Origin of the sequence: Methylobacterium sp. J-088, assembly GCF_022829295.1 — a bacterium.
Lineage (GTDB): Bacteria > Pseudomonadota > Alphaproteobacteria > Rhizobiales > Beijerinckiaceae > Methylobacterium.
Genome location: NZ_JAKSYH010000281.1, coordinates 15,427 through 41,310 on the forward strand (window position 1 = coordinate 15,427; position 25,884 = coordinate 41,310).

26 protein-coding genes and 1 pseudogene are annotated in these 25,884 nt (G+C 70.3%); 14 read left to right on the top strand and 13 right to left on the bottom strand.

All coding sequences use genetic code 11. From position 1 onward, the window contains the following. Window positions 1–40 precede the first annotated feature (40 nt). Window positions 41–604 (top strand): TetR/AcrR family transcriptional regulator, encoded by a 564-nt coding sequence (locus MKK63_RS31430; protein ID WP_244008376.1) that lies wholly within the window; start codon window positions 41–43, stop codon window positions 602–604. Window positions 605–762: 158 nt separating this feature from the next. Here the strand turns inward: MKK63_RS31430 and MKK63_RS31435 are convergent, their stop codons facing one another. From MKK63_RS31435 to MKK63_RS31455, 4 genes are all read right to left on the bottom strand, one after another. Next, entirely contained in the window at window positions 763–1,761 is a 999-nt protein-coding gene (locus MKK63_RS31435; protein ID WP_244008377.1) for a helix-turn-helix domain-containing protein, read from the bottom strand. A 396-nt stretch (window positions 1,762–2,157) separates the two neighbouring features. Next, a complete protein-coding gene (queC, locus tag MKK63_RS31440; protein ID WP_244008378.1) occupies window positions 2,158–2,877 on the bottom strand; it encodes a 7-cyano-7-deazaguanine synthase QueC in 720 nt (239 codons plus the stop codon). Beyond that, window positions 2,867–3,223, bottom strand: a complete 357-nt coding sequence (queD, locus tag MKK63_RS31445) for a 6-carboxytetrahydropterin synthase QueD (protein WP_244008379.1) — start codon at window positions 3,221–3,223, stop codon at window positions 2,867–2,869. The genes queC and queD overlap by 11 nt, the downstream gene beginning before the upstream one ends. 329 nt (window positions 3,224–3,552) lie before the next feature. Beyond that, complete coding sequence (locus tag MKK63_RS31455; RefSeq protein WP_244008380.1) at window positions 3,553–4,242, bottom strand: GntR family transcriptional regulator; 690 nt, start codon at window positions 4,240–4,242, stop codon at window positions 3,553–3,555. A 116-nt stretch (window positions 4,243–4,358) separates the two neighbouring features. Between MKK63_RS31455 and MKK63_RS31460 the strand changes: the two genes are divergently transcribed. After that, a complete protein-coding gene (locus MKK63_RS31460) occupies window positions 4,359–5,951 on the top strand; it encodes an ABC transporter substrate-binding protein (protein WP_244008381.1) in 1,593 nt (530 codons plus the stop codon). 122 nt (window positions 5,952–6,073) lie between these two features. On the opposite strand, the gene cobT is transcribed toward MKK63_RS31460, so the two are convergent. Further along, window positions 6,074–7,105, bottom strand: coding sequence for a nicotinate-nucleotide--dimethylbenzimidazole phosphoribosyltransferase (gene cobT / locus MKK63_RS31465; protein WP_244008382.1), 1,032 nt, complete (start codon window positions 7,103–7,105; stop codon window positions 6,074–6,076). A 117-nt stretch (window positions 7,106–7,222) separates the two neighbouring features. On the opposite strand from cobT, the gene cobS reads away from it, so the two are divergent. Genes cobS through MKK63_RS31480 form a run of 3 tightly spaced genes read left to right on the top strand, consistent with a single transcriptional unit; the run spans window position 7,223 to window position 9,002 of the window. Next, complete coding sequence (gene cobS / locus MKK63_RS31470; protein WP_244008383.1) at window positions 7,223–8,047, top strand: adenosylcobinamide-GDP ribazoletransferase; 825 nt, start codon at window positions 7,223–7,225, stop codon at window positions 8,045–8,047. A 53-nt stretch (window positions 8,048–8,100) separates the two neighbouring features. Further along, entirely contained in the window at window positions 8,101–8,313 is a 213-nt protein-coding gene (locus MKK63_RS31475; RefSeq protein ID WP_244008384.1) for a DUF1289 domain-containing protein, read from the top strand. Then, on the top strand, window positions 8,310–9,002 hold the full coding sequence (locus MKK63_RS31480) for a TIGR02281 family clan AA aspartic protease (RefSeq protein ID WP_244008385.1): 693 nt from the start codon (window positions 8,310–8,312) through the stop codon (window positions 9,000–9,002). Before MKK63_RS31475 ends, MKK63_RS31480 begins: the two co-directional genes overlap by 4 nt. 10 nt (window positions 9,003–9,012) lie before the next feature. On the opposite strand, the gene dusA is transcribed toward MKK63_RS31480, so the two are convergent. Further along, a complete protein-coding gene (gene dusA, locus MKK63_RS31485; protein ID WP_409564584.1) occupies window positions 9,013–10,080 on the bottom strand; it encodes a tRNA dihydrouridine(20/20a) synthase DusA in 1,068 nt (355 codons plus the stop codon). 332 nt (window positions 10,081–10,412) lie between these two features. Between dusA and MKK63_RS32325 the strand changes: the two are divergent. Further along, window positions 10,413–10,522 (top strand): annotated as a pseudogene (locus MKK63_RS32325) (methyl-accepting chemotaxis protein); the annotation flags it as partial. A 94-nt stretch (window positions 10,523–10,616) separates the two neighbouring features. Here the strand turns inward: MKK63_RS32325 and MKK63_RS31495 are convergent. After that, the gene (locus MKK63_RS31495; RefSeq protein ID WP_244008388.1) at window positions 10,617–11,492 is read right to left on the bottom strand and encodes an SDR family oxidoreductase; all 876 of its coding nucleotides are present in this window, start codon (window positions 11,490–11,492) and stop codon (window positions 10,617–10,619) included. 477 nt (window positions 11,493–11,969) lie between these two features. On the opposite strand from MKK63_RS31495, the gene MKK63_RS31500 reads away from it, so the two are divergent. After that, entirely contained in the window at window positions 11,970–12,182 is a 213-nt protein-coding gene (locus tag MKK63_RS31500) for a hypothetical protein (RefSeq protein ID WP_244008404.1), read from the top strand. A 153-nt stretch (window positions 12,183–12,335) separates the two neighbouring features. Here the strand turns inward: MKK63_RS31500 and MKK63_RS31505 are convergent, their stop codons facing one another. Beyond that, entirely contained in the window at window positions 12,336–13,139 is an 804-nt protein-coding gene (locus MKK63_RS31505) for an outer membrane protein (protein ID WP_244008389.1), read from the bottom strand. A 366-nt stretch (window positions 13,140–13,505) separates the two neighbouring features. After that, a complete protein-coding gene (locus MKK63_RS31510; protein WP_244008390.1) occupies window positions 13,506–14,105 on the bottom strand; it encodes an urease accessory protein UreE in 600 nt (199 codons plus the stop codon). A gap of 222 nt (window positions 14,106–14,327) precedes the next feature. Here MKK63_RS31510 and MKK63_RS31515 point away from each other — a divergent pair, with 222 nt between their 5' ends. The 3 genes from MKK63_RS31515 (at window position 14,328) to MKK63_RS31525 (ending at window position 16,783) form a co-directional block, all read left to right on the top strand. After that, on the top strand, window positions 14,328–14,597 hold the full coding sequence (locus MKK63_RS31515) for a hypothetical protein (protein ID WP_007560631.1): 270 nt from the start codon (window positions 14,328–14,330) through the stop codon (window positions 14,595–14,597). Window positions 14,598–14,746: 149 nt separating this feature from the next. Further along, entirely contained in the window at window positions 14,747–15,487 is a 741-nt protein-coding gene (locus tag MKK63_RS31520; RefSeq protein ID WP_244008391.1) for a TerB family tellurite resistance protein, read from the top strand. 537 nt (window positions 15,488–16,024) lie between these two features. After that, a complete protein-coding gene (locus tag MKK63_RS31525) occupies window positions 16,025–16,783 on the top strand; it encodes an N-acetylmuramoyl-L-alanine amidase (protein ID WP_244008392.1) in 759 nt (252 codons plus the stop codon). Between the two features lie 67 nt (window positions 16,784–16,850). Here the strand turns inward: MKK63_RS31525 and MKK63_RS31530 are convergent, their stop codons facing one another. Together MKK63_RS31530 and MKK63_RS31535 are read right to left on the bottom strand one after the other, a co-directional pair. Then, window positions 16,851–17,879, bottom strand: coding sequence for a TerC family protein (locus MKK63_RS31530; protein ID WP_244008393.1), 1,029 nt, complete (start codon window positions 17,877–17,879; stop codon window positions 16,851–16,853). Window positions 17,880–18,016: 137 nt separating this feature from the next. Continuing rightward, window positions 18,017–18,976 (bottom strand): GlxA family transcriptional regulator, encoded by a 960-nt coding sequence (locus tag MKK63_RS31535; protein WP_244008394.1) that lies wholly within the window; start codon window positions 18,974–18,976, stop codon window positions 18,017–18,019. A 117-nt stretch (window positions 18,977–19,093) separates the two neighbouring features. On the opposite strand from MKK63_RS31535, the gene MKK63_RS31540 reads away from it, so the two are divergent. After that, complete coding sequence (locus MKK63_RS31540; RefSeq protein WP_244008395.1) at window positions 19,094–19,771, top strand: HD domain-containing protein; 678 nt, start codon at window positions 19,094–19,096, stop codon at window positions 19,769–19,771. A 20-nt stretch (window positions 19,772–19,791) separates the two neighbouring features. On the opposite strand, the gene MKK63_RS31545 is transcribed toward MKK63_RS31540, so the two are convergent. Continuing rightward, window positions 19,792–21,306 (bottom strand): MDR family MFS transporter, encoded by a 1,515-nt coding sequence (locus MKK63_RS31545; RefSeq protein WP_244008396.1) that lies wholly within the window; start codon window positions 21,304–21,306, stop codon window positions 19,792–19,794. Window positions 21,307–21,512: 206 nt separating this feature from the next. On the opposite strand from MKK63_RS31545, the gene MKK63_RS31550 reads away from it, so the two are divergent. Then, window positions 21,513–22,730 (top strand): TIGR03862 family flavoprotein, encoded by a 1,218-nt coding sequence (locus MKK63_RS31550; RefSeq protein WP_244008405.1) that lies wholly within the window; start codon window positions 21,513–21,515, stop codon window positions 22,728–22,730. 10 nt (window positions 22,731–22,740) lie between these two features. Here the strand turns inward: MKK63_RS31550 and MKK63_RS31555 are convergent, their stop codons facing one another. Beyond that, window positions 22,741–23,541: a collagen-like protein gene (locus tag MKK63_RS31555; RefSeq protein ID WP_244008397.1), complete on the bottom strand. Its 801-nt coding sequence runs from the start codon at window positions 23,539–23,541 to the stop codon at window positions 22,741–22,743. Window positions 23,542–23,773: 232 nt separating this feature from the next. On the opposite strand from MKK63_RS31555, the gene MKK63_RS31560 reads away from it, so the two are divergent. Together MKK63_RS31560 and MKK63_RS31565 are read left to right on the top strand one after the other, a co-directional pair. Continuing rightward, window positions 23,774–24,553, top strand: a complete 780-nt coding sequence (locus tag MKK63_RS31560; protein WP_244008398.1) for an ImuA family protein — start codon at window positions 23,774–23,776, stop codon at window positions 24,551–24,553. Further along, window positions 24,480–25,884: Y-family DNA polymerase (locus tag MKK63_RS31565; protein ID WP_244008399.1), on the top strand; the 1,405-nt coding region annotated here is incomplete at its 3' end. The genes MKK63_RS31560 and MKK63_RS31565, both read left to right, overlap by 74 nt.

Consider the following 25,884-nt stretch of genomic DNA (forward strand, 5'->3'; position numbering starts at 1 on the left):
GCCGCACGTTCGTGTGATCCCTGCCCCGGACGAGGCCGTGATGAGAGACACCCGCGCCGAATTGCTGATCCAGGCCGAGGCCCTGGTCCGGGGACGTGGCTATGCCGGGTTCAGCTATGCCGACCTCGCGGAGGCGGTGGGCATCCGCAAGGCCAGCATCCACCACCATTTCCCCAGCAAGGTGGATCTCGGCGCCGCCCTGGTGGCGGCCTACGCGGCTCGCTACGCCGCCGCCCTGGCGGCGATCCGCGCCGATGCGCCGGACGGGCCGGGCCGGATCGAGGCCTATGGCCGGCTCTATCTCGGCGGCGTCGAGCAGGGGCTCGGCTGCCTGTGCGCGGCGCTGGCGATCGAGGGTGAAGCGCTGCCCGAGCGCCTGCGCCGAGACATCGCGGCCTTCTTCGCGGGCCACCTCGTGTGGCTGGAGGAAATATTACGCGCGGGTCAGGCGGACGGCACCGTCCGCGCGGGCACGGATCCGGCGGCGCTGGCCCGCTTCGTCATCGCCACCTTAGAGGGAGCGCTCCTGATGGAACGCCTGTTCGCGAGCCCCGATGCGTTTCGGGGGACGCTGGCGGTGCTGGTCGACGGGCTCAGGGCATGACGCTGTAGGCGATAGCCCCCCTCCCGGCCAACGCACGGGGCCGAACGTTTTCGGTTTACCGATGACGGTGATTGGGGGGGCGGGGTGCGATGGCCCGCTCATCACCCGCTCCGGCCAGTCGGCGGGAGATGTTGGCCGGCCGTTCGCAGACAGGCGGCTTAGGAAACACGGTGCGAAGCGACAGCAGCCCTGTATTCGCGACCGTTTAGGATTGCGGCATACCGGTATTCGCGCGGGCTCATGCCGTGGTGGTGCTTGAAGCGACGCGCGAAGTGGGACTGGCTGATGAAGCCGCATCCGTATGCGAGCGTGCCGATCGGCAGGTGAACGCAGGCCGGATCGGCCAAGCGCGTGGCGGCGACGGCCAAGCGGCGTTCCCAGATCCAGTTGGAAATGTGCTGGCCGCGTTCGTGGAACAGCTCCTGCAACCGGCGCAGCGAAACGCCCACCGCGGCGGCGAGGTGTGGGGGGTCCAGGGCGGTGTCCTGAAGATTGGCCTCGACATAGGCTTTGGCGCGCTGGACCACGACGCTGCCGTGGATCGGCCGGGGTACGTTCTGCGCCATCCGCTCGGCGAGACTGGCCACGATCAGATCGACGCCGATCGCCGCCATGCGCTCCGCCGCATCGGGTGTCAGCTGGCGACGCACGCGGATCAGCTCGTGGATGAAGCACGTGGTCAATTGGGTGGACGCGAGATCCGCGCTGAGGGACAGTCCCGTATAGAGGCGTGTCGAGCCGAGCACGCGCTCCAGACGTTCACGGGGCAGCTCGAGAAACAGGGCCTGGCTATCCTCATGGGTCGTCAGCACGGAGGGCCGATGGTCGAGCACGACCATATCCCCGGGGCGCTGCACCGCCTCGCGGCCGTCCTGAACACTGGTCGACATGCCCGCCACCTTGAACAGCACCACGATCATGCCGGCCCTGTCGTGGCGCCGGGCTGCCGTGGGCGTCGTCTCACACCGCAGCGCGCTCTGCGTCAGGCGCGAGATATGGAGGGGGCCGACTTCGGCGATGTCGAGCTTGCCTCGGAAGGGGCCATCCGCATGGAGACGTTCGACTTCGATGGGGACGAGCCGCTCGCCCAGGAGTTCGCGCCACAGTTTGAAGCCGGTGCTCGGATGGAGACCTTCCGTCGAAAACAGGGATTGCATGGGCGCGGCGTGCAGCGATCGGTTGATGAGGTTCTTATTAAGAGATTTACCGATTTATCGCCTCTAAGTATGGTATTATACATAGAGTCGGTTGAGTATACGATACCAGTTATATTGATGACGGCCAAACGCTGTCGCCGACTGCGGCCTGGGTATCGAATAACCATCTGTCGGAATGCCGACGCAAAGCTTTATTGAAATGTATAAAAATCGACCGATCAACGGGTTGGGGCTTTGGAGCAGGCCGTTGATACTCCGTTTGGCGTCGCCGTTGGAGCGGGTTGAAAGCCCTTCTGGCCGATCTCTCTCAAGGAGTGCAGGTGCCGGCGGACGTCGAGGCGAGAAGCTTGCCGCGCCCGCGCGATACCAGTGGGCAGCGACGATCGAGCGAGGCCGCTAATCTGCCTTCGCGCTGAACCGCGCATACCCATCCGCCCGCAGGCGGCAGGCCGGGCAGGTGCCGCAGCCGTAGCCCCAGGGGTGCCGCTGCCCGCGCTCGCCGAGGTAGCAGGTGTGGCTTTCCTCGACGATCAGGTCGACCAGCGCGCGTCCGCCGAGCGTCTCGGCGAGGCCCCAGGTTTGCGCCTTGTCGAGCCACATCAGTGGCGTGTGCAGCACGAACCGGCGCTCCATGCCGAGGTTCAGCGCCACCTGCAAGGCCTTGATTGTGTCGTCCCGGCAATCGGGATAGCCGGAATAGTCGGTCTCGCACATGCCGCCGACCACGTGGCGCAGGCCCCGCCGGTAGGCGAGCGCCGCCGCGAAGGTCAGGAACACGATGTTGCGCCCCGGCACGAAGGTGTTGGGCAGGCCCGAGGCCTCGTAGCCGATCGCGGCTTCCCGGGTGAGCGCCGTCTCGGACACCTGCCCGAGGGCCTCAAGGGCGAGGGTGTGGTCTTCGCCGAGCCGCGGCGCCCAGGCCGGGTTGATCCGCGTCGTGCCGGCCCGCAGGGCCGCGCGCCGGTCGAGCTCGACCCGGTGGCGCTGACCGTAATCGAAGCCCAGGGTCTCGACATGGTCGAACCGGTCGAGCGCCCAGGCGAGGCAGGTGGCCGAATCCTGGCCGCCCGAGAACAGCACCAGCGCTGAGCGATCGCCCGGGATATCAGTCGCCATCGTACTCGGCCCACGACATCGGGGTTTCAGCCACCCGCACGCGGGCGAGCCCCGGCAGATCCGGCCGCAGCCGATGCCAGATCCAGGCCGCGATGTTCTCGGCGGTCGGGTTTTCCAGCCCCTCGATCTCGTTGAGGCAATGGTGGTCGAGGCGGGCGAGCAGGGGGGCGAAGATGCTTTCAATGTCGTAGAAGTCGATCACCCAGCCGGTGTGCAGATCGACGGGGCCGGCCACCGTCAATTCGACCCGGTAGGAATGCCCGTGCATCCGGTGGCAGCGGTGGGTCTCGGGCACGTTCGGCAGCCGGTGGGCCGCCTCGAAGGTGAAGGCCTGGGTGATCTTCATGGGCAGGGTTCGCGGGCTGAGGACGATCGCGCACCCGCCATAACGCCGACGGGCCGTTCCACGCAAAGGCGGTTGGCGCTGGCCCGTGTTGCAGAACCCGCGCCCGTCGAACGGGGCGGGCTGCTGGATCGAACGGTCAGAAGCGGTCGGTCGCTCATCGAGGCGCAAGAGACGACCATCGACATCGCTGCCGCCGCGCCTTCCCCCTTCCGGGCCAGGGCCTCGAAATCGAGCGACCGATCCGGTCCAAGAAGGGTTCAGCGTCGTGGCAGGGGCACGCCGGGCGGCGGGGCCCTTCGCGGCGGGGACCGCCGATTCGGATAAAGATTTTATACAATCACCTGCGGCATAGCGGGCGTTCTGGTTTCGCCGGAGGGCTCGCCGAGAAAGGCCAGCAACGCGGTGGCGACGTGGCCGATATGGTCGATCAGCAGGGCGCAGGCGGCCGAGACATGACCGTTCCGGCAGAGCCGGACCATTTCACGGTGCTCCCGGTCTGCCCGCTCCAGCTCCGCCGCATCGGTCGAGAGCTGCAGGCGGGTGTAGCGGTCGCATTCCGACAGCAGGGAGCCGACGAGGCCGAGCGCACGGGGGCGGTTCGCCCGGCTGTACAGCAGGAGGTGCAACTCCGTGTTGAGCGTCCCCCAACGCGCCGTGGCCCCGTCGCTCAAGGCCGCAGCGTAATCCTCCAAGAGCTTATCCGCCTGATCGAAATCCGCCTCGGTCAACAGCGGCGCGGACAGAGTGAGGAGGCGCGGCTCAAGAGCCGCGCGCAGTTCCAGAGCTTCAGCTGCGTCCGCGGACGAGAGTGGCGCGACCGTCGCGCCTCGATGCGGGTGGATCCGCACCAGACCCTCGGCTTCGAGCTGGAACAGCGCCTCGCGGACAGGGATCCGGCTGGCGCCGAACTCCGCGGCCAACCCGTCCTGGCGCAATTGCGACCCGGCCGGATAGCGCCCGTCGAGGATGCGCCGCCGAATCTCGGACCCGATCGAACCCGCCATGGTCCGGTTCTTCATCGTCTGGCTCCCATCAGGCTCGGGGCTCCATGGGACCCTTGACGGCGGGTCCAACACTTGAAATTGTATAAAATATTGCGGGCATGGGCGCCCGATGACAAGAGGGGTCGACCGCGATGACGCTTCACCGCCGCCAGCTTCTGGCGGGCACCGCCTCGGCGCTCGCCGCCGGTCTCGGCCGCCCGTCCCGCGCCCGGGCCCAGTCCGGTGGCGGCGTGCTGCGCTTCATCCCCTCGACGCCCCTGCCCTCCCTCGATCCGATCGTCGCCACGAGCTACGTCATCCGCAACCACGGCTACCTCGTCTACGATACGTTGTTCGCCACAGACGAGAACTTCCGGATCCAGCCCCAGATGGTCAGTGCGTGGCAGACCGCGCCCGACGGCCTGCGCTGGACCTTCCATCTCCGGGACGGCCTCAGCTTCCACGACGGGTCTCCCGTCGAGGCGAAGGACTGCATCGCCTCCATCGCGCGCTGGTCCAAGCGGGATGCCTTCGGGCAGACCCTGGCGGGCTTCGTGGAGGGGTACGGCCAGGAGGACGCGCGGACCTTCACCATCAACCTGAAGAAACCCTTCCCCCTGCTCCCGGCAGCTTTGGGCAAGCTGTCGTCCAACGTGCCGTTCATCATGCCGGAGCGCATCGCCCTGCAGGATGCCTCCAAGCCGATCGCCGACGCCATGGGCTCCGGGCCCTGGCGCTTCGAGGCGCGGGAATGGATCCCGGGCCAGAACGCGATCTACACCCGCCACGCCGGTTACCGGCCTCGGGAGGAGGCACCCTCCTGGGCGGCCGGCGGCAAGATCGCGAAGGTCGATCGGATCGAGTGGCTCGCCATCACGGAAGCCTCGGCGGCGGTCGGCGCGATGCTCCAGGGGGCAGTCGACTGGTATGAGCAGCCGGCGATCGACCTGATCCCGATCCTCAAGGGCAAGCCGGGGATCGAGATCCGCAACGTCCCGCTCGGGCTGATCCTGCTGATGCGGTTCAACCACACGCAGCCGCCGTTCAACAATCCCGAGATCCGCCGGGCCGTGATGATGGCCATGCAGCAGGACGACTACATGCAGGCGGTGGTCGGCGACCCGGACTATTACCGGGAGGCCAAGACCTTCTTCACCCCGGGTTCGCCGATGTCGACCGGGGCCGGCGGGGTGGCCGCCATGCAGGCGGACGTCGCCCAGGCCAAGGCGATGCTGGCCAAGGCCGGCTATAAGGGCGAGACGGTCGTGCTGCTGGCCCCGGCCGACCAGCCGATCGCCTACAACCAGTCGCTGGTGACCCAGGACCTGCTCAAGCAGCTCGGGATGAACGTCGATCTGGTCTCGACCGACTGGGGCAGCTTCATCGCCCGCCGCGGCAACCGCGGGCCGGTCGAGGCCGGGGGCTGGTCGCTGTTCCACACGCTCTGGTCGGGCGCCGACGTGCTGAACCCGGCCCTGCATCCGCTGATCCGGGCCAACGGCCAGGCCGCTTGGTTCGGCTGGCCGGACGATCCGACCCTGGAGAGCCTGCGCAGCGCGTGGATCGCCACCAGCGACGAGGCGCAGCAGAAAGCGCTGGCCGCGCAGATCGAGGAGCGGGCCTTCGCGGTCGTGCCCTACGCTCCGGCGGGGCTCGTGCAGCAGCCGATGGCGATCAGCACGAAGCTCAAGGGCATGGTCATGGCCCCGGTCCAGTTCTTCTGGAACATCGAGAAGACCGGCTAGCTCTTGTTTTAACGCGCACTCTTGCGCCGAACCGGTATCCACTTCGGCGGAGAGCGCTCCAATCGCGGGATTCCAAAGGGACGTGTCCCTTTGGTGGGGTGTCGGGGTGAAACCCCGACGCGTCAGTCTGCGGACGCCGCCTCTTTCCCGGACACCCCCGCCTGCGCGAAGGTCGCCATGCCGGTGTGGCAGGCGAGCGCGCCCTTGAGCAGGCCCATCGCCATGCCAGCACCGGACGCCTCCCCGAGCCGCATGCCGAGCGCCAGAAGCGGCACGAGGCCCAGCCGCTCCAGCACCTCCGCGTGGACGCCCTCCGCGGAGACGTGGCCGGCCAGACAATGGTCGAGGGCGCTTGCGTCGGCGGCGTGCAGCACGGCCGCCGCAGCGGTGGCCACGTAGCCGTCGATCACCACCGGGATCCGCTGTAGCCGGGCCGCCAGGATCGCCCCCGCCATGGCGGCGATCTCCCGGCCGCCGAGCCGCGCCAGCACCTGGAGCGGGTCGTCGAGATGGCCGGCATGGTGCGCGAGCGCTGCCTCGACAGCCGCGACCTTGCGGCTGAGGCCGTCGTGATCCACGCCCGTGCCGTGCCCGACCCAATGGGCGGGATCGCCGCCGAACAGGGCGGCGTAGAGGGCCGCCGCCACGGTGGTGTTGCCGATGCCCATCTCGCCGACGCCGAGGCAATCGGTGCCGGCGGCCACCGCCTCCATGCCGAACGCCATGGTGGCGACCGTTGCGCGCTCGTCGAGGGCCGGTCCTTCGGTGATGTCGCCGGTCGGCATGTCGAGGGCGAGGTCGAACACCTTGAAGCCGAGCCCGTAGGCCGCGCAGATCTGGTTGATGGCCGCACCCCCGGCGGCGAAATTGTCGAGCATCTGGCGGTTGACCGCGTCCGGGAAGGCCGAAACCCCCCGGCGGGTCACCCCGTGGCTGCCGGCGAAGACGCAGACCAGCGGCCGGTCGAAGCTCGGCGGCGCCTTACCCTGCCACGCTGCCAGCCACGCCACGAGGTGTTCCAACCGACCGAGGGAGCCCGCGGGCTTGGTCAAAGTCGCGTCCCGGGCGGCCACCGCGTCCTGCGCTTCCCGGTCTGGGCCGGGCATGGCCTTGAGCAGGTTGCGGATGTCGTCGAACGGGCCTGGATCGGGCATGGGCCGATGATTTCCTGTGGGTGCCCGCGGACGGGGGGACGGAGCCGGTTCCGGCCGCGTATACTGGACCCGCGCGCGCCAGACGAGCGGGGCGGCGGGCGGATGCGAGTGACCGCGATGGACAGGCAGACCGGCGGTGAGGCCGACTGGCCCGGGCGCGGCGCCCTCTACGACCTCGCCGGATGCTTGCGCTTCTACTCGCGTTTGCCGGTGCCGCAACTGTCCGGCGAGCCGGATCCGCATCGCAGCCCCGACTTCACCACCCTGCCCCGGATGCTGCCGCTCGCCGGCCTCGTCCTCGCTCTGCCGGCCGCGGTCGTTCTGGCGGGTGCCTGGTGGATCGGGCTCGGGCCGTTCCTGGCCGCCACCCTTGCGGTGGCGACCCTGGTGGTGGCGACCGGCGCGCTGCACGAGGACGGGCTCGCCGATGTCGCCGACGGCTTCGGCGGCGGCGCCACCCGGGAGCGCCGCCTGGAGATCATGCGCGACAGCCGGATCGGCGCCTATGGCGGGGCGGCCCTGGTCCTGTCACTCGCCCTGCGCATCGGCGCCCTGGCGACGCTGCTCGATCGCACCGGCTATGCCGCCGCCACCGCCCTGATCCTGGCCGCTGCCCTGTCGCGGGTCGCCGCCCTGGCGCCGATGGTGCTGCTGGCGCCGGCGCGTCCGGGCGGTCTCTCCGCTTCGGTCGGACGCCCGAGCCGGGCGAGCCTCGCCACCGCCCTCAGCCTCGGTCTGGCGCTGGCGCTCGCCGCGTGCCTCCTCGGCCTGCCGTTCGGCGGGGTGGCGCTGATGATGATGTGCGCTGGCCTCACGGTTTTGAGCTTGACGGCCCTGGCGCGCAAAAAAATCGGCGGCCAGACCGGAGACGTGATCGGCGCCTGCCAGCAGGTCGCCGAGATCGCCGCGCTGGTCGCCCTGGTCGCTGCAGTGGCGAATTAGCGCGCGCGGGGAAGGTCATCACCCGGCCACGATCAGCCCGCCAAGGTTTTTCGATGCCGCCCGCGCCAAAACCCTCCTCGCCCTGCACCCAGGTCTGCGTGCTCGACGCTGCGACCGGCCTCTGTTGCGGCTGTGGCCGAACCCGCGCCGAGATCGCCGCCTGGGGCGGGATGTCGGAGGTCCAGCGCCGCACCGTCATGGCCGGGCTGGAGGCCCGGATGCGCGCGGCTGACCTGATCCCGCCGGAGGGGGCACTGCCGTCATGATCTATCTCGGGCTCGGCGCGGTCGCGCTGATCCTCGTCGCCCTGGTTCTCAGCGACGGTAGCGACAGCGTCGGCGGCTTGATCGGGCCCGATCAACTCGCCAGCCTCGCCTGGACGGGGATGATCCTGATCCTGGTGGTGGCCGGGTTCTGGCGGCAGTTCACGGCCCAACTCGGCGCGAACCTGCGGGCGCTGCTCGCCTGGGCGCTCATCGGCCTCGCCCTCGTGATCGGTTACAGCGAGCGCGACCGGATCCAGGGCATCAGTTCCCGGGTGCTCGGCGCAGTGCGGCCCGGAACCGCGACCACACGCGCCGACGGCACCGTCACGATCGTCCGGCGGGCCGACGGCGACTTCCGGGTCGAAGCGGAGGTCAACGGCCGCCCGCAGCCGTTCCTGTTCGACACGGGCGCAAGCAGCGTCGTCCTGACCGCCGAGAACGCCGCCGCGCTCGGCCTCACGCCCGCGGCCTCCCAGTTCACGGCCCGCGTCTCCACCGCCAACGGCCTCACCTATGCGGCGCCCGTTCAGCTCGACTCCCTCGGCGTCGGCACAATCACCGAGCGGCGGGTGAATGCCATGGTGGCCAAGCCCGGCGCACTGTCGGCCAATCTCCTCGGCCAGACCTTCCTGACGCGCCTCTCGGGCTACGAGGTCCGCGGCGACCGCTTGATCCTGAGCCCGCCGTAAGGCCCGTCGCTCAGGCGGCCCGCGCCTCGGGCGCCGCCCGGGAGACGAGTGCGACGGCCTCCCGCAGGGTGGCGAGACCGGCGTCGGGCCGCATGCCGTGGGTCGAGAGGTGACGCCGGTAGGCCCGGGCGCCGGGCCGTCCATTGAACAGCCCCAACATGTGCCGGGTCACCGCGTGCAGGCGCTCGCCCTGAGCGAGGATTCCGGCCACGTAGGGCTCGAAGGCTTCGATCGCCGCGAAGGCATCGGCTGCCGGCGCGGGCACGCCGAACACGTCTGGATCGACGCCGAGCAGCAGCGCCGGCTCGGAATAGGCGGCGCGCCCGACCATGACGCCGTCGACCTCCGCTAGGCGCGCCTGCACGGCGTCCAGATCGCGCAGGCCGCCGTTGACCGCGATCGGCAGGCGGGGAAGCCGTTGCTTCAGCCGCGTCGCCCGGCCGTAATCGAGGGGCGGCACATCTCGGTTCTCCTTGGGCGAGAGACCCTGGAGCCAAGCCTTGCGGGCGTGGACGATCAGCCCGTCGACGCCCGCCGCGACCACGGCGTCGGCCAGGGTGTCGAGGGCTGTCTCGGGATCCTGATCGTCGACGCCGATCCGGCACTTCACAGTCACCGGTACGGCGACCGCCGCTTTCATGGCGGCGACGCAGTCGCCCACCAGGGCCGGCTCGCGCATCAGGCAGGCGCCGAAGCGGCCCTCTTGAACCCGGTCCGAGGGGCATCCGACGTTGAGGTTCACCTCGTCATAGCCGAACTCCGCGGCGATCCGCGCCGCCTGCGCCAGCTCCGCCGGGGCCGATCCGCCGAGCTGAACGGCAACCGGATGCTCCACCGCCGAGAAGCCGAGCAGGCGCTCAAGCGGCCCGTGCAGAACGGCGCCGGTGGTCACCATCTCGGTGTAGAGCCGCGCGCGGGCCGAGAGCGTCCGATGGAACGCGCGGCAATGGCGATCCGTCCAATCCATCATCGGGGCGACGGAGAAGCGCCATCCATTGAGAGTTCTGGGTTCTTCCGGTCCGCCAACCACTTGCCGTCGCTCTCGTGCTGTACCTCGTCGGGGCTCGACGTACCTCATCGGGCCTCGGATTGATCGGAGTACAGCAATGCTGTAGCCGCTCGCCCCCATGCTGTACCACCGCGCGCGCGCGCGATGGGAACCATCGTCGAGCGTGTGAGGCAGAACGGGACGACGGGCTATCACGCCCAGATCGTCATCAAAAGGGACGGCGTCGTTCACCGCGAGGCCCGGATCTTTGACCAGCGTGCCACGGTTGCGGCCTGGATCAAGAAGCCCGAGGCGGAACTCGACGCGCGTGGCGCCCTCGCCCAGGCGAAGGTCGAGGATCCGACCTTGGGGCGCGATCCGTCAACGGTCGTCGCTGCCGATGCAGCGGATCATCGCTTTCGCGCTCTAACGCCACCATCGAGGCGGCGCGAGCGGGCGAAGCGGGCCGCGGTCTCGCCGTGGTAGTCGCCGAGTTGAACGGCTGGCCGGACAGACCGCCAAGGCCACCGAGAGGCCGCGGCGGGTCACACGAGACTTGCCGCTCTCTGGAAAACCAAAGTCTCAAAAGGGCTGTGTGCCCTGTGGGATCCCGCCGGCCGGCGGTGTCACAGAACCGGCATCGCCCCCGCCACAGTGACGAGCGCCCCCGAGGTGTAGCTGCTCTCGTCCGAGGCCAGCATCACGTAGGCCGAGGCGAGCTCGGCCGGCTGACCGGGGCGGCCGAACGGCACTTGGCTGCCGAACGACGTCACCGCATCCTGGCTCATCCCGGACGGGATGAACGGGGTCCAGATCGGCCCCGGCAGCACGCCGTTCACGCGCACGCCCTTCTCGGCCAGCAGCTGCGCGAGGCTCAGCACCATGTTGCTCAGAGCACCCTTGGTGGCGCTGTAGGCCATGAGCGTCGGCATCGGGTGCTTCGAGTTGACCGAGGAGGTGAAGATCACCGAGGCGCCGGGCTTCATGTGGGGGAGTGCCGCCTTGGTCACGTAGAACGGCCCGAACACGTTCGTGCGGAAATGATCCTCGAAGATCGTATCCTCGATGCTGTCGAGATCCTGGTTCGGCTGCTGGAACGCGCCATTGTTGACCAGCACGTCCAGGCGTCCGAATGTCTCTACCGTGCGGGCGACGATCTGGCGCCCGTAGGCGGGGTCCTTAAGATCGCCGGGCAGCAGCAGCGCACGCCGGCCCGCCTTCTCGATCCACTGGCTCACCGCCTCCGCATCCGCCTGCTCCTCCGGCAGGTAGGAGATCGCGACATCCGCCCCCTCCCGGGCGAACGCGATCGCGACCGCACGGCCGATGCCGCTGTCGCCGCCGGTGATCAGCGCCACACGGCCGGTGAGCTTGCCCGAACCTTTGTAGCTCTGCTCCCCGTGATCGGGCTCAGGCTCCATGCGGCCGGTCTTGCCGGGGAAGCTCTGCGGCTGCGCCGGGAAGGGCGGGCGGGGATATTTTTGTCGTGGGTCCGTGGTCACGTATCGTCTCCGGTTGAATGCCGGTCCAACCGGATGGCGACAGGGGGTGTTCCGAACCGCGTCGCCGCGCCCGATCCGCCGATGTCGCGGTGGGTGTGCAGGGCGTGCATGCCGACACAGGTCAGCAACAGGCGCCCCCCAGTCTCGGCACCGAGGAGGCGCCACGATGATTGAGTTCCAGCCCGAGGATCGTGCGGCCCGCCTGATCGACCGTGTCCTGCTCGGGGCCGCGATGCTCTCGCTCACCTTCGGTCTGGCCACCGGACTCTGGGGGTTGCTGCAATGAGCCCGCTGCGGCGTCCGGTTGCGGATCGCGACCGGTGATGCGGATCGGCCGCCCGGGGCGGCGCGGATCCGACGGGATCGCGGGCGTGCTGATCGGCGCGGGGCTCGTGCTGCTCGCGCTGGCGCTCCTGTTTGTCGGTTTCCCGTGACCGGCCGCTTCGGACCGTGGCCCGGCGATGGCGATCGGCCGTGATGCTGAACCGCGCCCTGCTCGTGGCCGCGCTGCTCGCGGTCGCGGCCTTTCTGATCTACCTGGCCAACCTCGCCCGCGACGCGCTGTCGCCGAACGAGACCTACGCGGCCAGCATCGGACTGACGCTCGACCAGTGCGTTTCGGTGCAGGATGGCCTCGCGCCGGAGGAGGCGCGCGACTACTGCCGGCGACCCGTGCCGAAGCGCCTCTGAACCGGGGCCGCCGGCCCGGATCCACGCATGCGAAACGTCCCGGGCGCGGAGTCTCGGGACGTTCGATCGGATCGGCGCTGGGCGGCCCCGGTGCGGGCTACTCGAGGATCGCGGTACGAAGCCGGCTCGATCTCCGCTCCAGCGCGACGCAGCTCAGCTGCCGAACTTGTAGTTCAACCCAACGCGACCGAGCACGCCCTCGTTCTGGAAGCGCGTGACGTAGGCGCCCTGGCCGCGCCCGATCGCCGGCAGCAGAACCGTGCTGTTGCCGAGGTTGTAGTACAGCGCCTCGGCCTTCACGGTGACGGCGTTGCCGTGGACGACATTCACGAAGGAGTCGCTCGGCAGAGCGTACTCGATGCCGCCGCCGGCCGCATAACCGGTATCGATGCGCGAACGGTTGCCGAAGAAGGTCGGCTCGCCCGCAGGCGTCTGGAAGGCGGCCCGGTCCTTGACGGACGCGTAGGCGAAGCCGCCGGTTCCGTAGACCAGGACGCGATCGAAGGCGTAGCCGACGCGGCCGCGCACGGTACCCAGGAAGTCGCCCGCCTGCCGATAGGTGCTGATGCCGCCGAACTGGCCGACGACGCGGCGGGTGCGGTTCAGGTCCGTATAGCTTGCGTCGGTCTCGACGCCGACCACGAAGCCCGAGCCGGGGGTGAACTGATAATTATAGCCGAGCTGCCCACCGCCGGTGAAACCGTCCTGCGGCAGCGGGAGGGCGGCCGGACGGTTCCCGATGCGGACGCCATCGTTGCCCGGGAAGACGCCCGCCGTCCGCACCGTATCCTGGGTCGTCGTGATGTAGCCGGCGTTGACGCCGAAATACGTGCCCGTCCACTTGAAGACCGGCACGGGGATCGGCGCCGGCGGGAGCGCGCGGCGGGGCAGATCGGCAGCCGAGGCCGCAGCCGTCAAGGTTGCGAAGGCTGCCGCGGAGACAATGAGCTTGTTCATAGGAACCGTTCCAGGATGAAGACCCTAAGGCGGATGTAACAATGGCCCATCCTGGGCGCTGTGATTGAACTGCAACAGTTCATTTCATAGCATATTCATTAAATATCTGTGCGATATTTGGATATGTAACTATTTTTACTGGGTCAAATTCAGTTATTCATGCATCGGACCGCGATTTTTGTGTCCTGTAAAATCGACATCGATTTAGAAAAATGACCTCGGCATGCGGGTGGGATTTGCTGCTTACGCGGCGCCTCGTCCGTCCCGCGGAGCAATGGCGGAGCACGATCGGGCGCCGTCCCCGGCCGCTGTGGCTTCGCCGCGACGGCCCCGCGCCGCCGCCTCGTCCGCGCTGGTGGCCTGTCTCTAATGGTCGTGTCCGCAGCCTGGGCCATGAACGTGGCCGTGGTCATGCCCGTGGTCATGCGCATGGTCGTGGGTTTCGTGGGCGTGGACGTGATGATCATGGTCCTGGTGGTCGTGGCCATGATCGTGCCCGTGATGGTCGTGCCCGTGATCGTGCCCGCAGGTGCTGTGATCGTGGGCCGTGCGCTCAGGTCGGAAGGGCCGCGAGACCGGGCTGGCGAGGCAACCCTGGCCCCGCACCAACTCGGCCGCGGCGGCGGTCGCCGGGACATAGAGCGCGTCCGCGGCGATCTCGGCGGGCACGTGGCTGCTGCCGAGCTGCCAAGCGAGGCGCATCAGCCGGGCCGGATTCTCGGCGCGCACCTCGAACAGATCCTGCGCGGCGGCCCGCACCGCCACGAGGCGACCGTCGTCGAGGCGCAGCGCATCGCCGTCGTCGAGGTCCGCGGCCTTCGTGAGCGCCACCGTGAAATCGAGCCCGCCCTCGGCGACCAGGGTCTCGGGCAGCGCGGACCGGCCTGCATGGTCGAGGCTCACGGTGTCGGCGACGCGGTCGGCGCGCACCGCGGCCCGGCGGACGATCGTGGTGGCTGTGGGCATGGGACCCTCCGACATGGTGCCGCGGCCCCCGGTCAGGGGGCCGTCTGAGGCGTGAGGCATAGGGCGAGACGGGAACCGGGCGCAACTCCGGTCGCGCGCCGATGGAACCTTAGCCGTAGGGTCGCGATTGCATTGCTGCTAAGCTCGGGGCGATCCGCCACGATCACGGCCATTGGCCGGACCGGCTGCACAGACCGGACGCACAAGGGAGTTCTGGGGACCATGAAGAAGCTCACTGCCGCCGCCCTCGCCACCATCGCCGCCCTGTCGCTCGGCGCCTGCAACACCCCCGAGGACCGGGCGCTCGGCGGCGCCGGCCTCGGTGCGCTCACCGGCGCGGCGATCGGCGCAGCCGCGACGGGTCGCGCGGGCGGCGCGCTCGCCGGCGCGGCGATCGGCGGTGCCGGTGGCGCCATCGTGGGCGCCTCGACCGCGCCGCGCTGCCCCTACGGCACTTATCGCGACGCCTACGGCAACATCTACTGCCGCTGAGCCAAAGCGGGGCCGGGCTATGGCCCGGCCCTTCCGCACGGCTTGAGGAGCGTTTATTCCGGCGCTGAGCCGGGGCGTCCCGGTGCCGGACCTACGCCGCCTCCGATGACCGCACCGTGTCCACGATTCGCCCCTGAACCGGGTCGCCTATGACGTCGGCGGCCGAATCTCAGGGCGTGTGGGGCAAGATCGGCGGCGCCGGCCTAGGCCTCGCGATCGGTGGTCCCCTCGGGGCGCTGGTCGGGGGTGTCGCGGGCCATTTTCTGCTGGACCGCGTCGGCGCGCCCTTCGGCCGGACCCCGCGCGACGTGGTGTTCACCACCGGCCTCGTGGCTTTGGCCGCGAAGATGGCCAAGTCCGACGGCGTTGTGCTGCCCTCCGAGGTCGAGGCCTTCGGCCGGGTCGTGCAGGTGGAGCCCGCCGCGCGTGCGGGCGTCGAGCGCCTGTTCGATCTGGCGAAGAAGACCACGAACGGCTTCGAGGCCTATGCGCGCCAGCTCGCCACGACCTTCGGCGACGAGCCGGCCCTGCTCGAGGACGTGCTCGATGGCCTGTTCCAGATCGCGGGCGCCGACGGGGCGCTCCACGAGGCGGAGGAGCGCTACCTCCGCGCCGTCTCCAGCATCTTCGGCTTCGATGAGGCCGCGTTCCGGCGCATCGCCGCCCGGCACGTGCGGCTGCCGGACGACCCCTACGCCGTCCTCGGCCTCGACCGGGACGCCGACGATGCCGGCCTGAAGGCCCGCCACCGGGCGCTCGTGGCCGAGCATCATCCCGACCGGGCGCTGGCCCGCGGCCTGCCCACGGAGGCGGTGGCGATCGCCACGCGGCGGCTTGCGGCAATCAACGCCGCGTACGATCGGATCGTGGAGGAGCGAGGCCTGCGGTGAGCGTCCGCCGTCTTCAGGCTTTTGGATCCGCGCAACTGCCCTTCAACGCGATGATGGGTTCGCGGACGGGCTTCTGACCGGGTGCATCGACGGTGTTGCGATCTGGCGCGATGAACCGAAGCACGTGTAGCGCATCGATCCGCCGCGTCTTGACGAACCGCAGATGATTTATACCGACACATTCTGCTCAGTGGCAAGAGGGCGTCGAGGCCAGAAAGGCTGGTCGATTGTCCCATGACAATCCGTATGTGGTCGGCTCTCAGCAAAGTCCCGATTGGCTGGATGGCTTTACTTGCGACGCGCTGGAGCAGAACGTGGATCGTCCGGAGCCGGGCGAGGGCCAGTTCCCCACAGAGACCGGCCGGGCCCGCTTGCGCCGGCTGGGAGTCCCTTCAAGAGCCGTGGGGTCTACAGGGTGGACGCGCCGGGGTCGGATCCGCTGAACATGCTGCATGCTGGTCCGGTGCGCCGTCCGGATCGCCATCAAGGGTCGGACGGTCCGGTGCCTCCCGGCGTGAACCGTGGCACAAGCGCGCCATGACGCTGACCCCAGACAGCCCCCTCGCCCGCCGCGTCGCCCCTTCGCCGAACCATGGCGAGCGCCGGGGCAGCCGTCCCGACATGCTGGTCCTGCACTACACCGGCATGGAGAGCGGAGCCGCTGCCCTGGCACGGTTGCGCGACCCGCTGAGCGAGGTCTCGGCCCATTACCTCGTGTTCGAGGATGGCGGCATCGTCCAGCTGGTGCCGGAGGCGCGCCGAGCGTGGCATGCGGGTGCGGGCACGTGGAAGGGTGAGACCGACATCAACTCCTGTTCCGTCGGTATCGAGATCGTCCATCCCGGCCATGCTGGTGGGCTACCACCCTACCCGGAGGCGCAGGTCGCAGCCGTGATCGCATTGGCGCAGGACATCCTCGGCCGATGGCCGATCCCGCCGGAGCGGGTGCTCGCCCATTCCGACGTGGCACCCGAGCGCAAGGAGGATCCGGGCGAGACCTTCCCCTGGGACCGGCTCGCGGCGGCAGGAATCGGCCACCACGTGCCACCTGGCACCCTCCGGGACGGCCGCTTTTTCGCCCAGGGCGATGCCGGCCAACCCGTCGAGGCGCTGCAGGCGATGTTCGCCCTCTACGGCTACGATCTGCCGGTCACCGGCCTGTTCGACGCGCGCACCCGGGCCGTGGTCACTGCGTTCCAGCGCCATTTCCGGCAGGCGCGGGTGGACGGCGTGGCCGACGCCTCGACCATCACCACCCTGCGCGATCTCATCGCGGCCTTGCCGACGCGGGGCTGATGGTCGCCGGGATACCTGGGCTCTGCCCTGGACCCGCGAAACGACCCGGTCCTTTCGAAACCTGATGTCAGGCCCGGTGCGCGTTCGCCTCTCGGGGTGCCGGGCCCGTCACCGCCTTCGGCGCGTCGGTCCGGGTCCGCCACAGGCTGTAGGCGACGCCGGCCGCCAGGAAGGTGAGCGTCACCACCAGCGAGACCCACGGCTGGACCGTGATGAGCCCGAACGTGTCGGCAACCACGATCTTGGTGCCGATGAAGATCAGGATGAAGGCCAGCGCCGTCTTGAGATAGGCGAAGCGGTCCACCATCGCGGCGAGCGCGAAGTAGAGGGCGCGCAGGCCTAAGATCGCGAAGATGTTGGAGGTGTAGACCACGAAGGTGTCGGTGGTGATCGCGAAGATCGCCGGCACGCTGTCGACCGCGAAGATCACGTCGGCGCCGTTGACCAGCACCAGGGCCAGCGCCAGCGGCGTGAACCACACGGCGACCTTGCCGGTCTTGGGATCGGTCTTGCGGATCGCGAAGCGCTGGCCGTGCAGGGCCGGCGTGACCCGGAAGGTCTTCTTGAACCAGCGCACCACGGCGCTGTTCTGGAAGTCGCCCTCATCCTCAGCCCCCGAGAACAGGATCTTCAGGCCGGCATAGATCAGGAAGGCGGCGAACAGCGAGAGCACCCAGTGCACCTGATGCACCAGGGCGGCGCCGAGCCCGATCATCAGGCCCCGCAACAGCACCGCCGCCAGGATGCCCCAGAGCAGGACCCGGTGCTGGGCGGCGCGGGGAATGCCGAGTGCCGCAAGGATCATCGCGATGACGAAGACGTTGTCCATCGACAGCGACTTCTCGACCACGAGGCCGGTGACGTATTCCTCGCCGGCCTGAGGCCCGAGATACCACCAGATCCAGCCGCCGAAGGCGAGGCCGAGGGCGAGGTAGAAGCCGGTGAGCAGGAGGCTCTCCCGGACGCCGATCTCGTGCTCCTTGTCCCGGTGCAGGAGACCGAGATCGAAGGCGAGCAGGCACGCGATCAGGACGTGGAACCCGAGCCACATCCACAACGGCTTGCCCAGCCATTCGACGGTGAGAACGTCCATCATACGCGGGACCTGATGCTGATTCCGAAAGGAAAGCATCGGCTCCGACATCACGGGCGCTGAACAGCGCCCGCCAGAGGGGCCCGCAGCCGATGGGTTCGAGTTAAGCGGTGATCCGGGCGAATCAAGGGCAACGCGCCTTAGCCACGGGCCTGCCGCCGCCGATACTCCGCGGGTGTCGTGCCGACCCGCCGCTGGAAAGCGCGTCGGAAGGTGTCGGCGTCTTTGAACCCGCAGGCCCCCGCGACCTGCTTCAGGGCGATTCCGTCCGTCTCCAGGAGGCGGCGGCCGGCCTCGATCCGCACGGTCTCGACATAGGCGGCCGGGGTCAGGCCGGTCTCGGCCCGGAACAGGCGCGCGAAGTGGCGTGGGCTCATCCCGGCCCGCCCGGCGAGCTGATCGACGCCGTGATCTCCCGCCGGGTGGGCGGCGACCCAGCGCTGCACCTCCTGGAGGGCCGAGCGGCCGGAAGGGGCGCTGACGCCGCGGCGGCTGAACTGCATTTGGCCCCCGCCGCGCTTGAAGAACATCACGAGCTGGGCCGCCACGAGACGGGCGATCTCGGGCCCCTCGTCCTCCTCCACGAGCGCCAGCGCGAGGTCGAGCCCGGCCGTGACGCCGGCCGCGGTCCGGAGCTTCCCGTCGAACAGGCAGATCGCGTCGGGCTCGACCCGTGCCTGAGGGTAGCGCGCGGCCAGCTTGTCCGCGACGGCCCAGTGCGTCGTGACCCGGCGGCCGTCGAGGAGGCCGGCCTGCCCGAGAAGGAAGGCCCCGCTGCAGACCGAGCCGTAGCGTCGGCACCGCGCCGCCGTTCGACTGAGCCACGCGAGGAGATCGGGCCCGAATGCCGCATCATGGATCCGCGGCGCGCCGGCGACGAGGAGCGTGTCGAAGGCCACATCTGCGGGGGCGACCAGATCCGGCAGCAGGCGCCGGCCCGACGAGGTCGTGATCGGTCCGGCTTCCGTCCCGACGAGCGCGAGGCCGTAGGCCGCGCGACCGCTCTGCACGTTCGCCTCGGCGAAGACATCGAGCGGCCCTGCCACGTCGAGGAGCTGGACATCGGGCAGGGCGAGCAGCGCGATCGATCGGGGCGACATGGGGACTCCGTGGCCGACGGTGCCAGCATCTTGGCAGAGATCGTCGTCTCACGGCGATTGATGCCAAGCCGGCTGCCTCGTAGCTCGAAGCGGTCCTCAGCGCAAAGGAGCCCATCCATGAGTTTCCGGTCCGAAGCCGCCCTCCCCGACAGCACGCTGGCCCGTGCGATCACCGAATTCGTCCGCGACAGCGAGACCGAGCTGCTCTTCAACCATTCGAGCCGGGTCTATCAGTTCGGTGCCCTCGCCGGGATCAAGCGCGGCCTGACCTTCGACCGAGAGTTGCTCTACGCGGGCGCTATGTTCCACGATCTCGGCCTGATGCCGGATCACAGCAGTGCCACGGAGCGCTTCGAGGTGGACGGCGCCAATGCCGCTCGCGATTTCCTCAAGGCCCACGGGGTGCCGGAAGCGGACGTCACTACGGTCTGGACCGCCATCGCGCTCCACACCACACCCGGCATCCCGGTCCACATGCATCCGGTGGTTGCGCTGGTGACGGCCGGTGTCGAGATGGATGTGCTGGGCCTGACCTACGGGCAGTATTCCGATGCCGAGCGCGAGATGGTCGTCTCGGCTTATCCCCGCACGCCGGACTTCAAGGAGGACATCATCCAGGCCTTCTACGACGGCATCCGGCACAAGCCGGACACCACCTTCGGCAACGTGAAGGCCGACGTGATCGCCGACAAGGACCCGAGCTTCCGCAGGGGCAACTTCTGCAGCGTGATCCGGGCTTCACGCTGGCCCGGCGGCGCGCATGAGCTCGGCTGCGGCTGCGGCCAGCACGCTTGAGGCGTATCCGCGTGTGACGCTCAGGTCGACGTCTCCGGCGCGCCGCTCATCTTGGGCGTTCCCTGCCCACCAAGCGGGCGCTCCTCCATGAGCGCCAGGAACCCGAAGGCCGCCAGCAGGCCCAGGCAGGCAGCCACGAACACGTACCGAAAGGTCAGGGCGAGCTGCGCCGGGTCGGCGCCGCGGATCAGGCTCTCCACGTCATGGCCCCCGGCCCCGCCCGTGGCGCCGCCGAGCACGATCGTGCCGAACGCCGCCACGATCAGCGCACCGCCCAGCGACCGGAAGAAATTCATCGCCGCGGTGGCGATGCCGAGCTGATGGCGGGCCACGGCGTTCTGGATCGCGATGGTCGACAGCGGCAGGATCGTCCCGATCCCCATGGAGAGCAGCGCGAACAGCACCTCCATCAACCAGAAGGGTAGCGCCCGCCCCTGCCACGCGATGACGGCGCAGCAGGCGAGGCTGACGCTCATCATGGCAAGCGGCAGGCGCTTGTAGTGCCGGAAATAGATCATCGACCGGCCCGACAGGGTCGCGCCCGTCACGGTACCGACCATCAGCGGCACCAGCGCGACGCCGGACTCGCTCGCCGAGAGGCCGATCACCCCTTCAAGGAAGATCGGCACGTAGATGGTCAGCCCGATGAAGGTGCCCATGGCGAAGCAGGCCGACAGTGTCGCGCTGTAGACCACTTGGTTGCGCAGCACCTCGGTGGGGATCAGCGGCTCTGCCGCCGTGGCGAGCCGGGCTGCGAAGCCGCCGCAGAGCACCAGGGCCAGGGCGAGGAGGCCCAGCACCGGCGCCGAGCCCCAGGGATAGCGCACGCCGCCCCAGCTCAGGGCGAGCAACAGGGTGATCGAGCCCGCGACCATCAGAGCGGCCCCGGGCCAGTCGAGCCGATGCCGGCGGTCGTGGCGCGGCAGCCGCTTCAGGTTGGCGTTGGTCAGCACGAAAGCGAGGACGCCGATTGGCAGATTGATCCAGAAGATCAGCGACCAGTGCAGGTGCTGGGCGAAGAACCCCCCGAGCAGCGGCCCCGCCACCGAAGCCGTCACGAACACCCCCGCGATGATAACCTGATAGCGCGCCCGTTCCTTGGGCGACATGATGTCGGCCAGGATGATCTGGGCGAGCGCGATCAGCCCGCCGCCGCCGATGCCCTGGAGGCCCCGGGCCAGCGCCAGCGTCACCATCGTGGGGGCCAGCGCGCAGGCGAGCGATCCGATCACGAAGGTCGCGATGGCGATCAGCAGCATGATCCGCCGGCCGTGGATGTCGGAGAGTTTGCCGTAGAGCGGCGTCACCGCCGTGGAGGCCAGCAGGTAGGCGGTGACGATCCAGGGGAGATTGGCCGCGTCGCCCAAAGCCAGCCCGATGGTCGGCATCGCGGTCGCCACGATGGTCTGGTCCAGGGCGGCGAGCAGCATCGCGGTCATCAGGCCGTAGACGATCGCGCGGATCTCGCCGGAGCCGAGCTGGGCCTGTGGGGCGGGGATGCTCGGGGTCCCGGTGATGGCGACGGGGCTGGCCACGTGTCTGAGCCTCTGCGGTTCGGGGTAGCTCGGCCGAGCCTGGCGCGTCGATCGCGGCAGCTTCGAGGACGGAGGAGAATTTTTTTCTGCAGGTCCGGGTCCCGACGCGGCTCGAGCTCAGTCTGCCCAACCCGGCCCGCCCAACCCGACCTGCCCAACTCGACCTGCCCTTGACAGGACGGGGCCGCCTGCCGCTCTCCCGACGGATGCCGCAGGACAGGGACGAAATCGCCATCGTGGGCGGCGGGCCTGCCGGGCTCGCAGCGGCCGAGGTGCTGGGCGAGGCCGGCCGCGCCGTCACGGTCTACGAGCGGATGCCCTCAGTCGCCCGCAAGCTGCTGATCGCCGGGCGGGGTGGCCTCAACATCACCCACAGCGAGGCGCGGGCGGACTTCCTCGGCCGCTACCATCCGCAAGGGTATCTCGACGCCGCCATCGCGGCTTTCCCGCCCGAGGCCCTGCGGGACTGGTGCGCGGACCTCGGCGAGCCGACCTTCGTCGGATCGAGCGGGCGCGTCTTCCCGCAGAGCTTCAAGGCCTCGCCCCTGCTGCGGGGCTGGCTCGCGCGGCTCGACCGCCTCGGCGTCCGGATCCGGACCCGGCACCGGCTCACGGCCCTGGGCGCGGCGCTGACGATCGAGGCCCCGGACGGCCCCCTCGAAATCCGGCCCCGGGCAACACTTCTGGCGCTCGGCGGGGCGAGCTGGCCGCGGCTCGGCTCGGACGGGCGCTGGGTGCCGCTCCTCGAGGGGCTCGGCGTGGCGGTGTCGCCGCTGCGCCCGGCCAATGTCGGCTTCGCGGTGGCGTGGTCCGACCTGTTCCGGCAGCGCTTCGCCGGCGCGCCGCTGAAGCGGGTGGCGCTCGCCTGCGACGGCGCCACGGCGCGCGGCGAGGCCGTGGTCACGCAAACCGGTCTCGAGGGCGGGGCGGTCTACGCCCTGTCCCGCATCCTACGCGAGGCGATCGCCGCCCGAGGGAGCGCCGAACTCGTCCTCGACCTGCGCCCCGACCTGACCCGGGACGCCCTCGCCCGCCGCCTGTCCGGTGCCCGGCCCGGCGATACGGTCGCGACCCGGCTGCGCAAGGCTGCTGGGCTTCCGCCCGTGGCGGCGGGCCTTCTGCGCGAGGCGGCCGGCGCCGCCCTCCCGGCCGATCCCGGGACGCTCGCCGGGCTGATCAAGGCGGCGCCGTTGGCTCTCACCGCCCCGGCGCCGATCGAGCGGGCGATCTCGACGGCGGGCGGGGTCCGGCTCGACGCAATCGACGGGCGATCGATGCTGCGCGCCCGTTCGGGCCTGTTCCTGGCCGGCGAGATGCTGGACTGGGAGGCGCCGACCGGTGGCTACCTGCTCCAGGGCTCCATCGCGGGCGGCCGGGCGACGGCCGCCGGGATGCTCGACTGGCTGGCCGAGACCGGCGGCTGATGTCGGCGACCTACGGCCGCGTGCAGAAGCCCACGATTCCCGTGGCCTCCGCCGGGCAGGCGGCGCCCTCCCCGTCATAGGTCGGCGTGCCGGCCTTGAGGCAATGGGCGGTAACCAGCGTCTCCCCGGTCTCGCAGGTCACGGTGCAGCCGCCCGCGCAGTCGGACTTGCGCACCGGCCGCAGGACGGCGCTGGCGCCGGCCTCACCCCGCGCTCCTGTGCCGCCTGGCGTTCCAGACTGACCCCTCGGCCCCGGAGCGCCCTGGAGCCCAGAAATCCCTGTCTCGCCCGGTTCGCCCTTCGGGCCGGGTGCGCCCTGCGGCCCAGCCGGACCCTGGGGACCGGCTTCGCCCCGGGGCCCCCCCTCGCCCTGGGGACCTTGATCGCCCTTAGGGCCCGTTTCACCGGGCGGCCCTGCGGCGCCCTGGGGGCCGGGCGGGCCCGGCTGTCCCTCGGGGGCGCAGTTCGCCACCACCGCCTCGCGTTCGTCCGGTTCGGATTTGAGCGTCACCACGCAGGTCGCGGGCCGGTAGGGCACCCGGAAGACGAACCGGCCCCGTCGGTCGGCCTGTATCGAAATGTCGTCGTCCAGCACCACGATGGCGCCGGGCTTGCGCACCGAGCCCGAGACCCGCAGGTCGCCGGCCTCGATGCGGGCGTCGTAGACCATGATCGGCTGGCTCGGCGTTTGTGGAGGACGGGCCGGACGTCGCGGAGCAGAGACGCCCCGGCCCCCCGGATCCGCCGGCTGCTGGGCCAAAGCCGCCCCCGACAGGGCGAGCAGGAGCGTGAGGGCGAGGCTTGAGCGCATGCGCGGTCCGTATCGGCCGCGTCAGGCACGCGGCAGCCGCCTTGTGGGCTCGCCCTGCGATTGCGGTCAACCGGGGCCGTTGAAACCGGTGGGAGCGGCTGACTCCACAGGTGTCCACACCTGTCCACAGGCCAAGCTGCTGCCTTGATGCGAGATTCAGGAGTCCCGCCGAAACCGTTTGTGCATGTTCTTGTTATGTTCTTATCGTCCGGCATGACTGGAGCCGACGGAGATGGGGCTGGACCCTGCGGACGAGACCGACCGGGACCCCGCACGCGGGTTACGCCAGGAACGGCTGGCCGCCCTGCGGGTACGGCTCGCGCCGCAAGACGGTGGCCGGGATCCGCGCCCGGTCCTGCCGCTCGGCCTGCCCGCCCTCGATGCTCACCTGCCCGGCGGCGGCCTCGTGCTCGGGCCGCCCCACGAGATCGCGCCGGCGACGCCCGCGGACACGATCGCGGCCCTCGGCTTCGCCCTGGCGCTCTGTGCCCGTCACCTCGCCGGGCAGCCCGGCGCGACGCTGATCGTGGCCGCACCGGGCCAGCCGCTGCCCTACGGCCATGGCCTCGCCGGCCTCGGCCTCGATCCCACCCGCCTGCTGCTGCTGGAGGCCGGCAGCGATGCGGAGGTGTTTCGCGCGCTGGAAGCGGCCCTGCACGCCCGTGCGCTCACGACTCTCATCGGCCTGCTGCGGGACGGGATGCCGCTGAAGCCGGGCCGGCGCCTGCAACTCGCCGCGGAAGGCCCGGACCCGCCGCTCCTGCTGATCCTGCGGCCCGCGGAGGCCGGGATGCCCAACGGAGCCGCTACCCGCTGGCGGATCGCCCCCGCGCCCGCATCCCGGGACCGGTTCGGCACCCTCGACAGGCCGCGCTGGCGGGCGCGGCTCGAACGCTGCCGCAACGGGCGGGGCGGCGACTGGCTTCTGGAGTGGGACCATGCCGCGCATCGTCTGCATCTGCTTGAGCCACTGGCCGGTGACGCGGCTGCGGCGGGCCGGTCTCGCGCCTGAGGGCGGCCCGCAGGCGGTGGCGGCCGAGGGGCCGGGCGGCCTGCGGCTCGTGGCCCTCGACCCGGAGGCCCTCGCCCTCGGTTTGCGGCCCGGCGAGCCCCTCGGCCGGGTCCGGGCGCGGATCGGTGTGCCGCTCCAAGTCTATCCCGCCGACCGGGATGCCGACCGGGACGCCCTGCTGCGCCTCTGCCGATGGGCTTACCGCTACGCGCCCCTCGTGGCGCCGTTCGGGCCGGCCGAGGCTTCGGACGGGCTCTACATCGACGTTGCCGGGGCGAGCCACCTGTGCGGCGGCGAGGCGAGCCTCGTCGCCGACCTCGCCGGACGCCTCGCGCGGTCGAAGATCCCGGCGCGGATCGCGCTGGGCGACACCCCCGGCGGCGCCTTCGCGCTGGCCCGACACGGCGCGACCGACCGGATCGTCGTGCCGCCGGGCGGGGCCGCCGAGGCGCTGCGATCCCTGCCCGTGGAAGGCCTGCGCCTCGATCCCGGCACGGTCTCGGGCCTCAGGCGGCTCGGCCTCCGCCGGATTGGTGAACTCGACGCCCTGCCCCGAGGTTCGCTCGCCCGGCGCTTCGGGGCGGCGCTGCTGCTGCGGCTCGATCAGGCCCTGGCGCGCCGGCCCGAGCCGCTGACACCCCTGACGGAGGCGGCCGACTACGCCGCCGCCCGCGGCTTCCTCGACCCGATCGGCCGGCAATCGGACATCGTCCGGACCGCCCGGGACCTGATGGCGGAACTCGCGCCCCGGCTGGAGCGGGACGGGCGCGGCGCCTGCGCGATGCGTCTTGCTCTCCATCGGGTCGACGGCGCGGTCCGCGATCTCGATCTCGGCCTGTCCCGCCCCGAGCGCGACCCCGAGCGGGTCGCGGCCCTGGTCTCCCTGCGTCTCGACCGGCTGGGGGCCGCCCTCGATGCGGGCTTCGGCTTCGAGACGGTGACGCTGACCGTGACAGTGACGGGGGCCATGCCGGCCCGCCAGACGGATCTCGGCGCGGCCGCCCCGGGCGACGGGGTCGGATTCCTGGCCGACGCCCTGGCGCAGCGGCTCGGGCGGGCGCTGCTGCGGCTCGAACCGCGGGCGAGCCATCTGCCGGAGCGGGGGGAGCGGGGTGTTCTTTGGAGGGCCGGAGAGGGGCACGGATCGGTGCCGAGTTTGGACCTCGACCGGACACAGGCGCCTCCTCCCTCCCCCCTCTGCGGGGGAGGGTGGTCCCTGCGTCAGCAGGGGTCGGGAGAGGGGAGCGACGCTTCCGGATGTAGCGTGACCTTCATGAAAGCCGGCGCCCCGATCTGCACCGTCGCTCCCCTCTCCCCCCCTGCTGCGCAGG

Excerpts from the sequence above, each read along its gene's own strand:
- MKK63_RS31510 (WP_244008390.1), bottom strand. The coding sequence starts at position 14,105 with ATGCCCACAGCCACCACGATCGTCCGCCGGGCCGCGGTGCGCGCCGAC.
- MKK63_RS31515 (WP_007560631.1), top strand. The coding sequence starts at position 14,328 with ATGAAGAAGCTCACTGCCGCCGCCCTCGCCACCATCGCCGCCCTGTCG.
- MKK63_RS31475 (WP_244008384.1), top strand. The coding sequence starts at position 8,101 with ATGCCGCCCGCGCCAAAACCCTCCTCGCCCTGCACCCAGGTCTGCGTG.
- queC (WP_244008378.1), bottom strand. The coding sequence starts at position 2,877 with ATGGCGACTGATATCCCGGGCGATCGCTCAGCGCTGGTGCTGTTCTCG.
- queD (WP_244008379.1), bottom strand. The coding sequence starts at position 3,223 with ATGAAGATCACCCAGGCCTTCACCTTCGAGGCGGCCCACCGGCTGCCG.
- cobS (WP_244008383.1), top strand. The coding sequence starts at position 7,223 with ATGGACAGGCAGACCGGCGGTGAGGCCGACTGGCCCGGGCGCGGCGCC.
- MKK63_RS31480 (WP_244008385.1), top strand. The coding sequence starts at position 8,310 with ATGATCTATCTCGGGCTCGGCGCGGTCGCGCTGATCCTCGTCGCCCTG.
- MKK63_RS31525 (WP_244008392.1), top strand. The coding sequence starts at position 16,025 with ATGACGCTGACCCCAGACAGCCCCCTCGCCCGCCGCGTCGCCCCTTCG.
- MKK63_RS31530 (WP_244008393.1), bottom strand. The coding sequence starts at position 17,879 with ATGATGGACGTTCTCACCGTCGAATGGCTGGGCAAGCCGTTGTGGATG.
- MKK63_RS31430 (WP_244008376.1), top strand. The coding sequence starts at position 41 with ATGAGAGACACCCGCGCCGAATTGCTGATCCAGGCCGAGGCCCTGGTC.
- MKK63_RS31540 (WP_244008395.1), top strand. The coding sequence starts at position 19,094 with ATGAGTTTCCGGTCCGAAGCCGCCCTCCCCGACAGCACGCTGGCCCGT.
- cobT (WP_244008382.1), bottom strand. The coding sequence starts at position 7,105 with ATGCCCGATCCAGGCCCGTTCGACGACATCCGCAACCTGCTCAAGGCC.
- MKK63_RS31555 (WP_244008397.1), bottom strand. The coding sequence starts at position 23,541 with ATGCGCTCAAGCCTCGCCCTCACGCTCCTGCTCGCCCTGTCGGGGGCG.
- MKK63_RS31550 (WP_244008405.1), top strand. The coding sequence starts at position 21,513 with ATGCCGCAGGACAGGGACGAAATCGCCATCGTGGGCGGCGGGCCTGCC.
- MKK63_RS31455 (WP_244008380.1), bottom strand. The coding sequence starts at position 4,242 with ATGAAGAACCGGACCATGGCGGGTTCGATCGGGTCCGAGATTCGGCGG.
- MKK63_RS31535 (WP_244008394.1), bottom strand. The coding sequence starts at position 18,976 with ATGTCGCCCCGATCGATCGCGCTGCTCGCCCTGCCCGATGTCCAGCTC.
- MKK63_RS31435 (WP_244008377.1), bottom strand. The coding sequence starts at position 1,761 with ATGCAATCCCTGTTTTCGACGGAAGGTCTCCATCCGAGCACCGGCTTC.
- dusA (WP_409564584.1), bottom strand. The coding sequence starts at position 10,080 with ATGAGGTACGTCGAGCCCCGACGAGGTACAGCACGAGAGCGACGGCAA.
- MKK63_RS31500 (WP_244008404.1), top strand. The coding sequence starts at position 11,970 with ATGCTGAACCGCGCCCTGCTCGTGGCCGCGCTGCTCGCGGTCGCGGCC.
- MKK63_RS31505 (WP_244008389.1), bottom strand. The coding sequence starts at position 13,139 with ATGAACAAGCTCATTGTCTCCGCGGCAGCCTTCGCAACCTTGACGGCT.
- MKK63_RS31560 (WP_244008398.1), top strand. The coding sequence starts at position 23,774 with ATGGGGCTGGACCCTGCGGACGAGACCGACCGGGACCCCGCACGCGGG.
- MKK63_RS31520 (WP_244008391.1), top strand. The coding sequence starts at position 14,747 with ATGACGTCGGCGGCCGAATCTCAGGGCGTGTGGGGCAAGATCGGCGGC.
- MKK63_RS31460 (WP_244008381.1), top strand. The coding sequence starts at position 4,359 with ATGACGCTTCACCGCCGCCAGCTTCTGGCGGGCACCGCCTCGGCGCTC.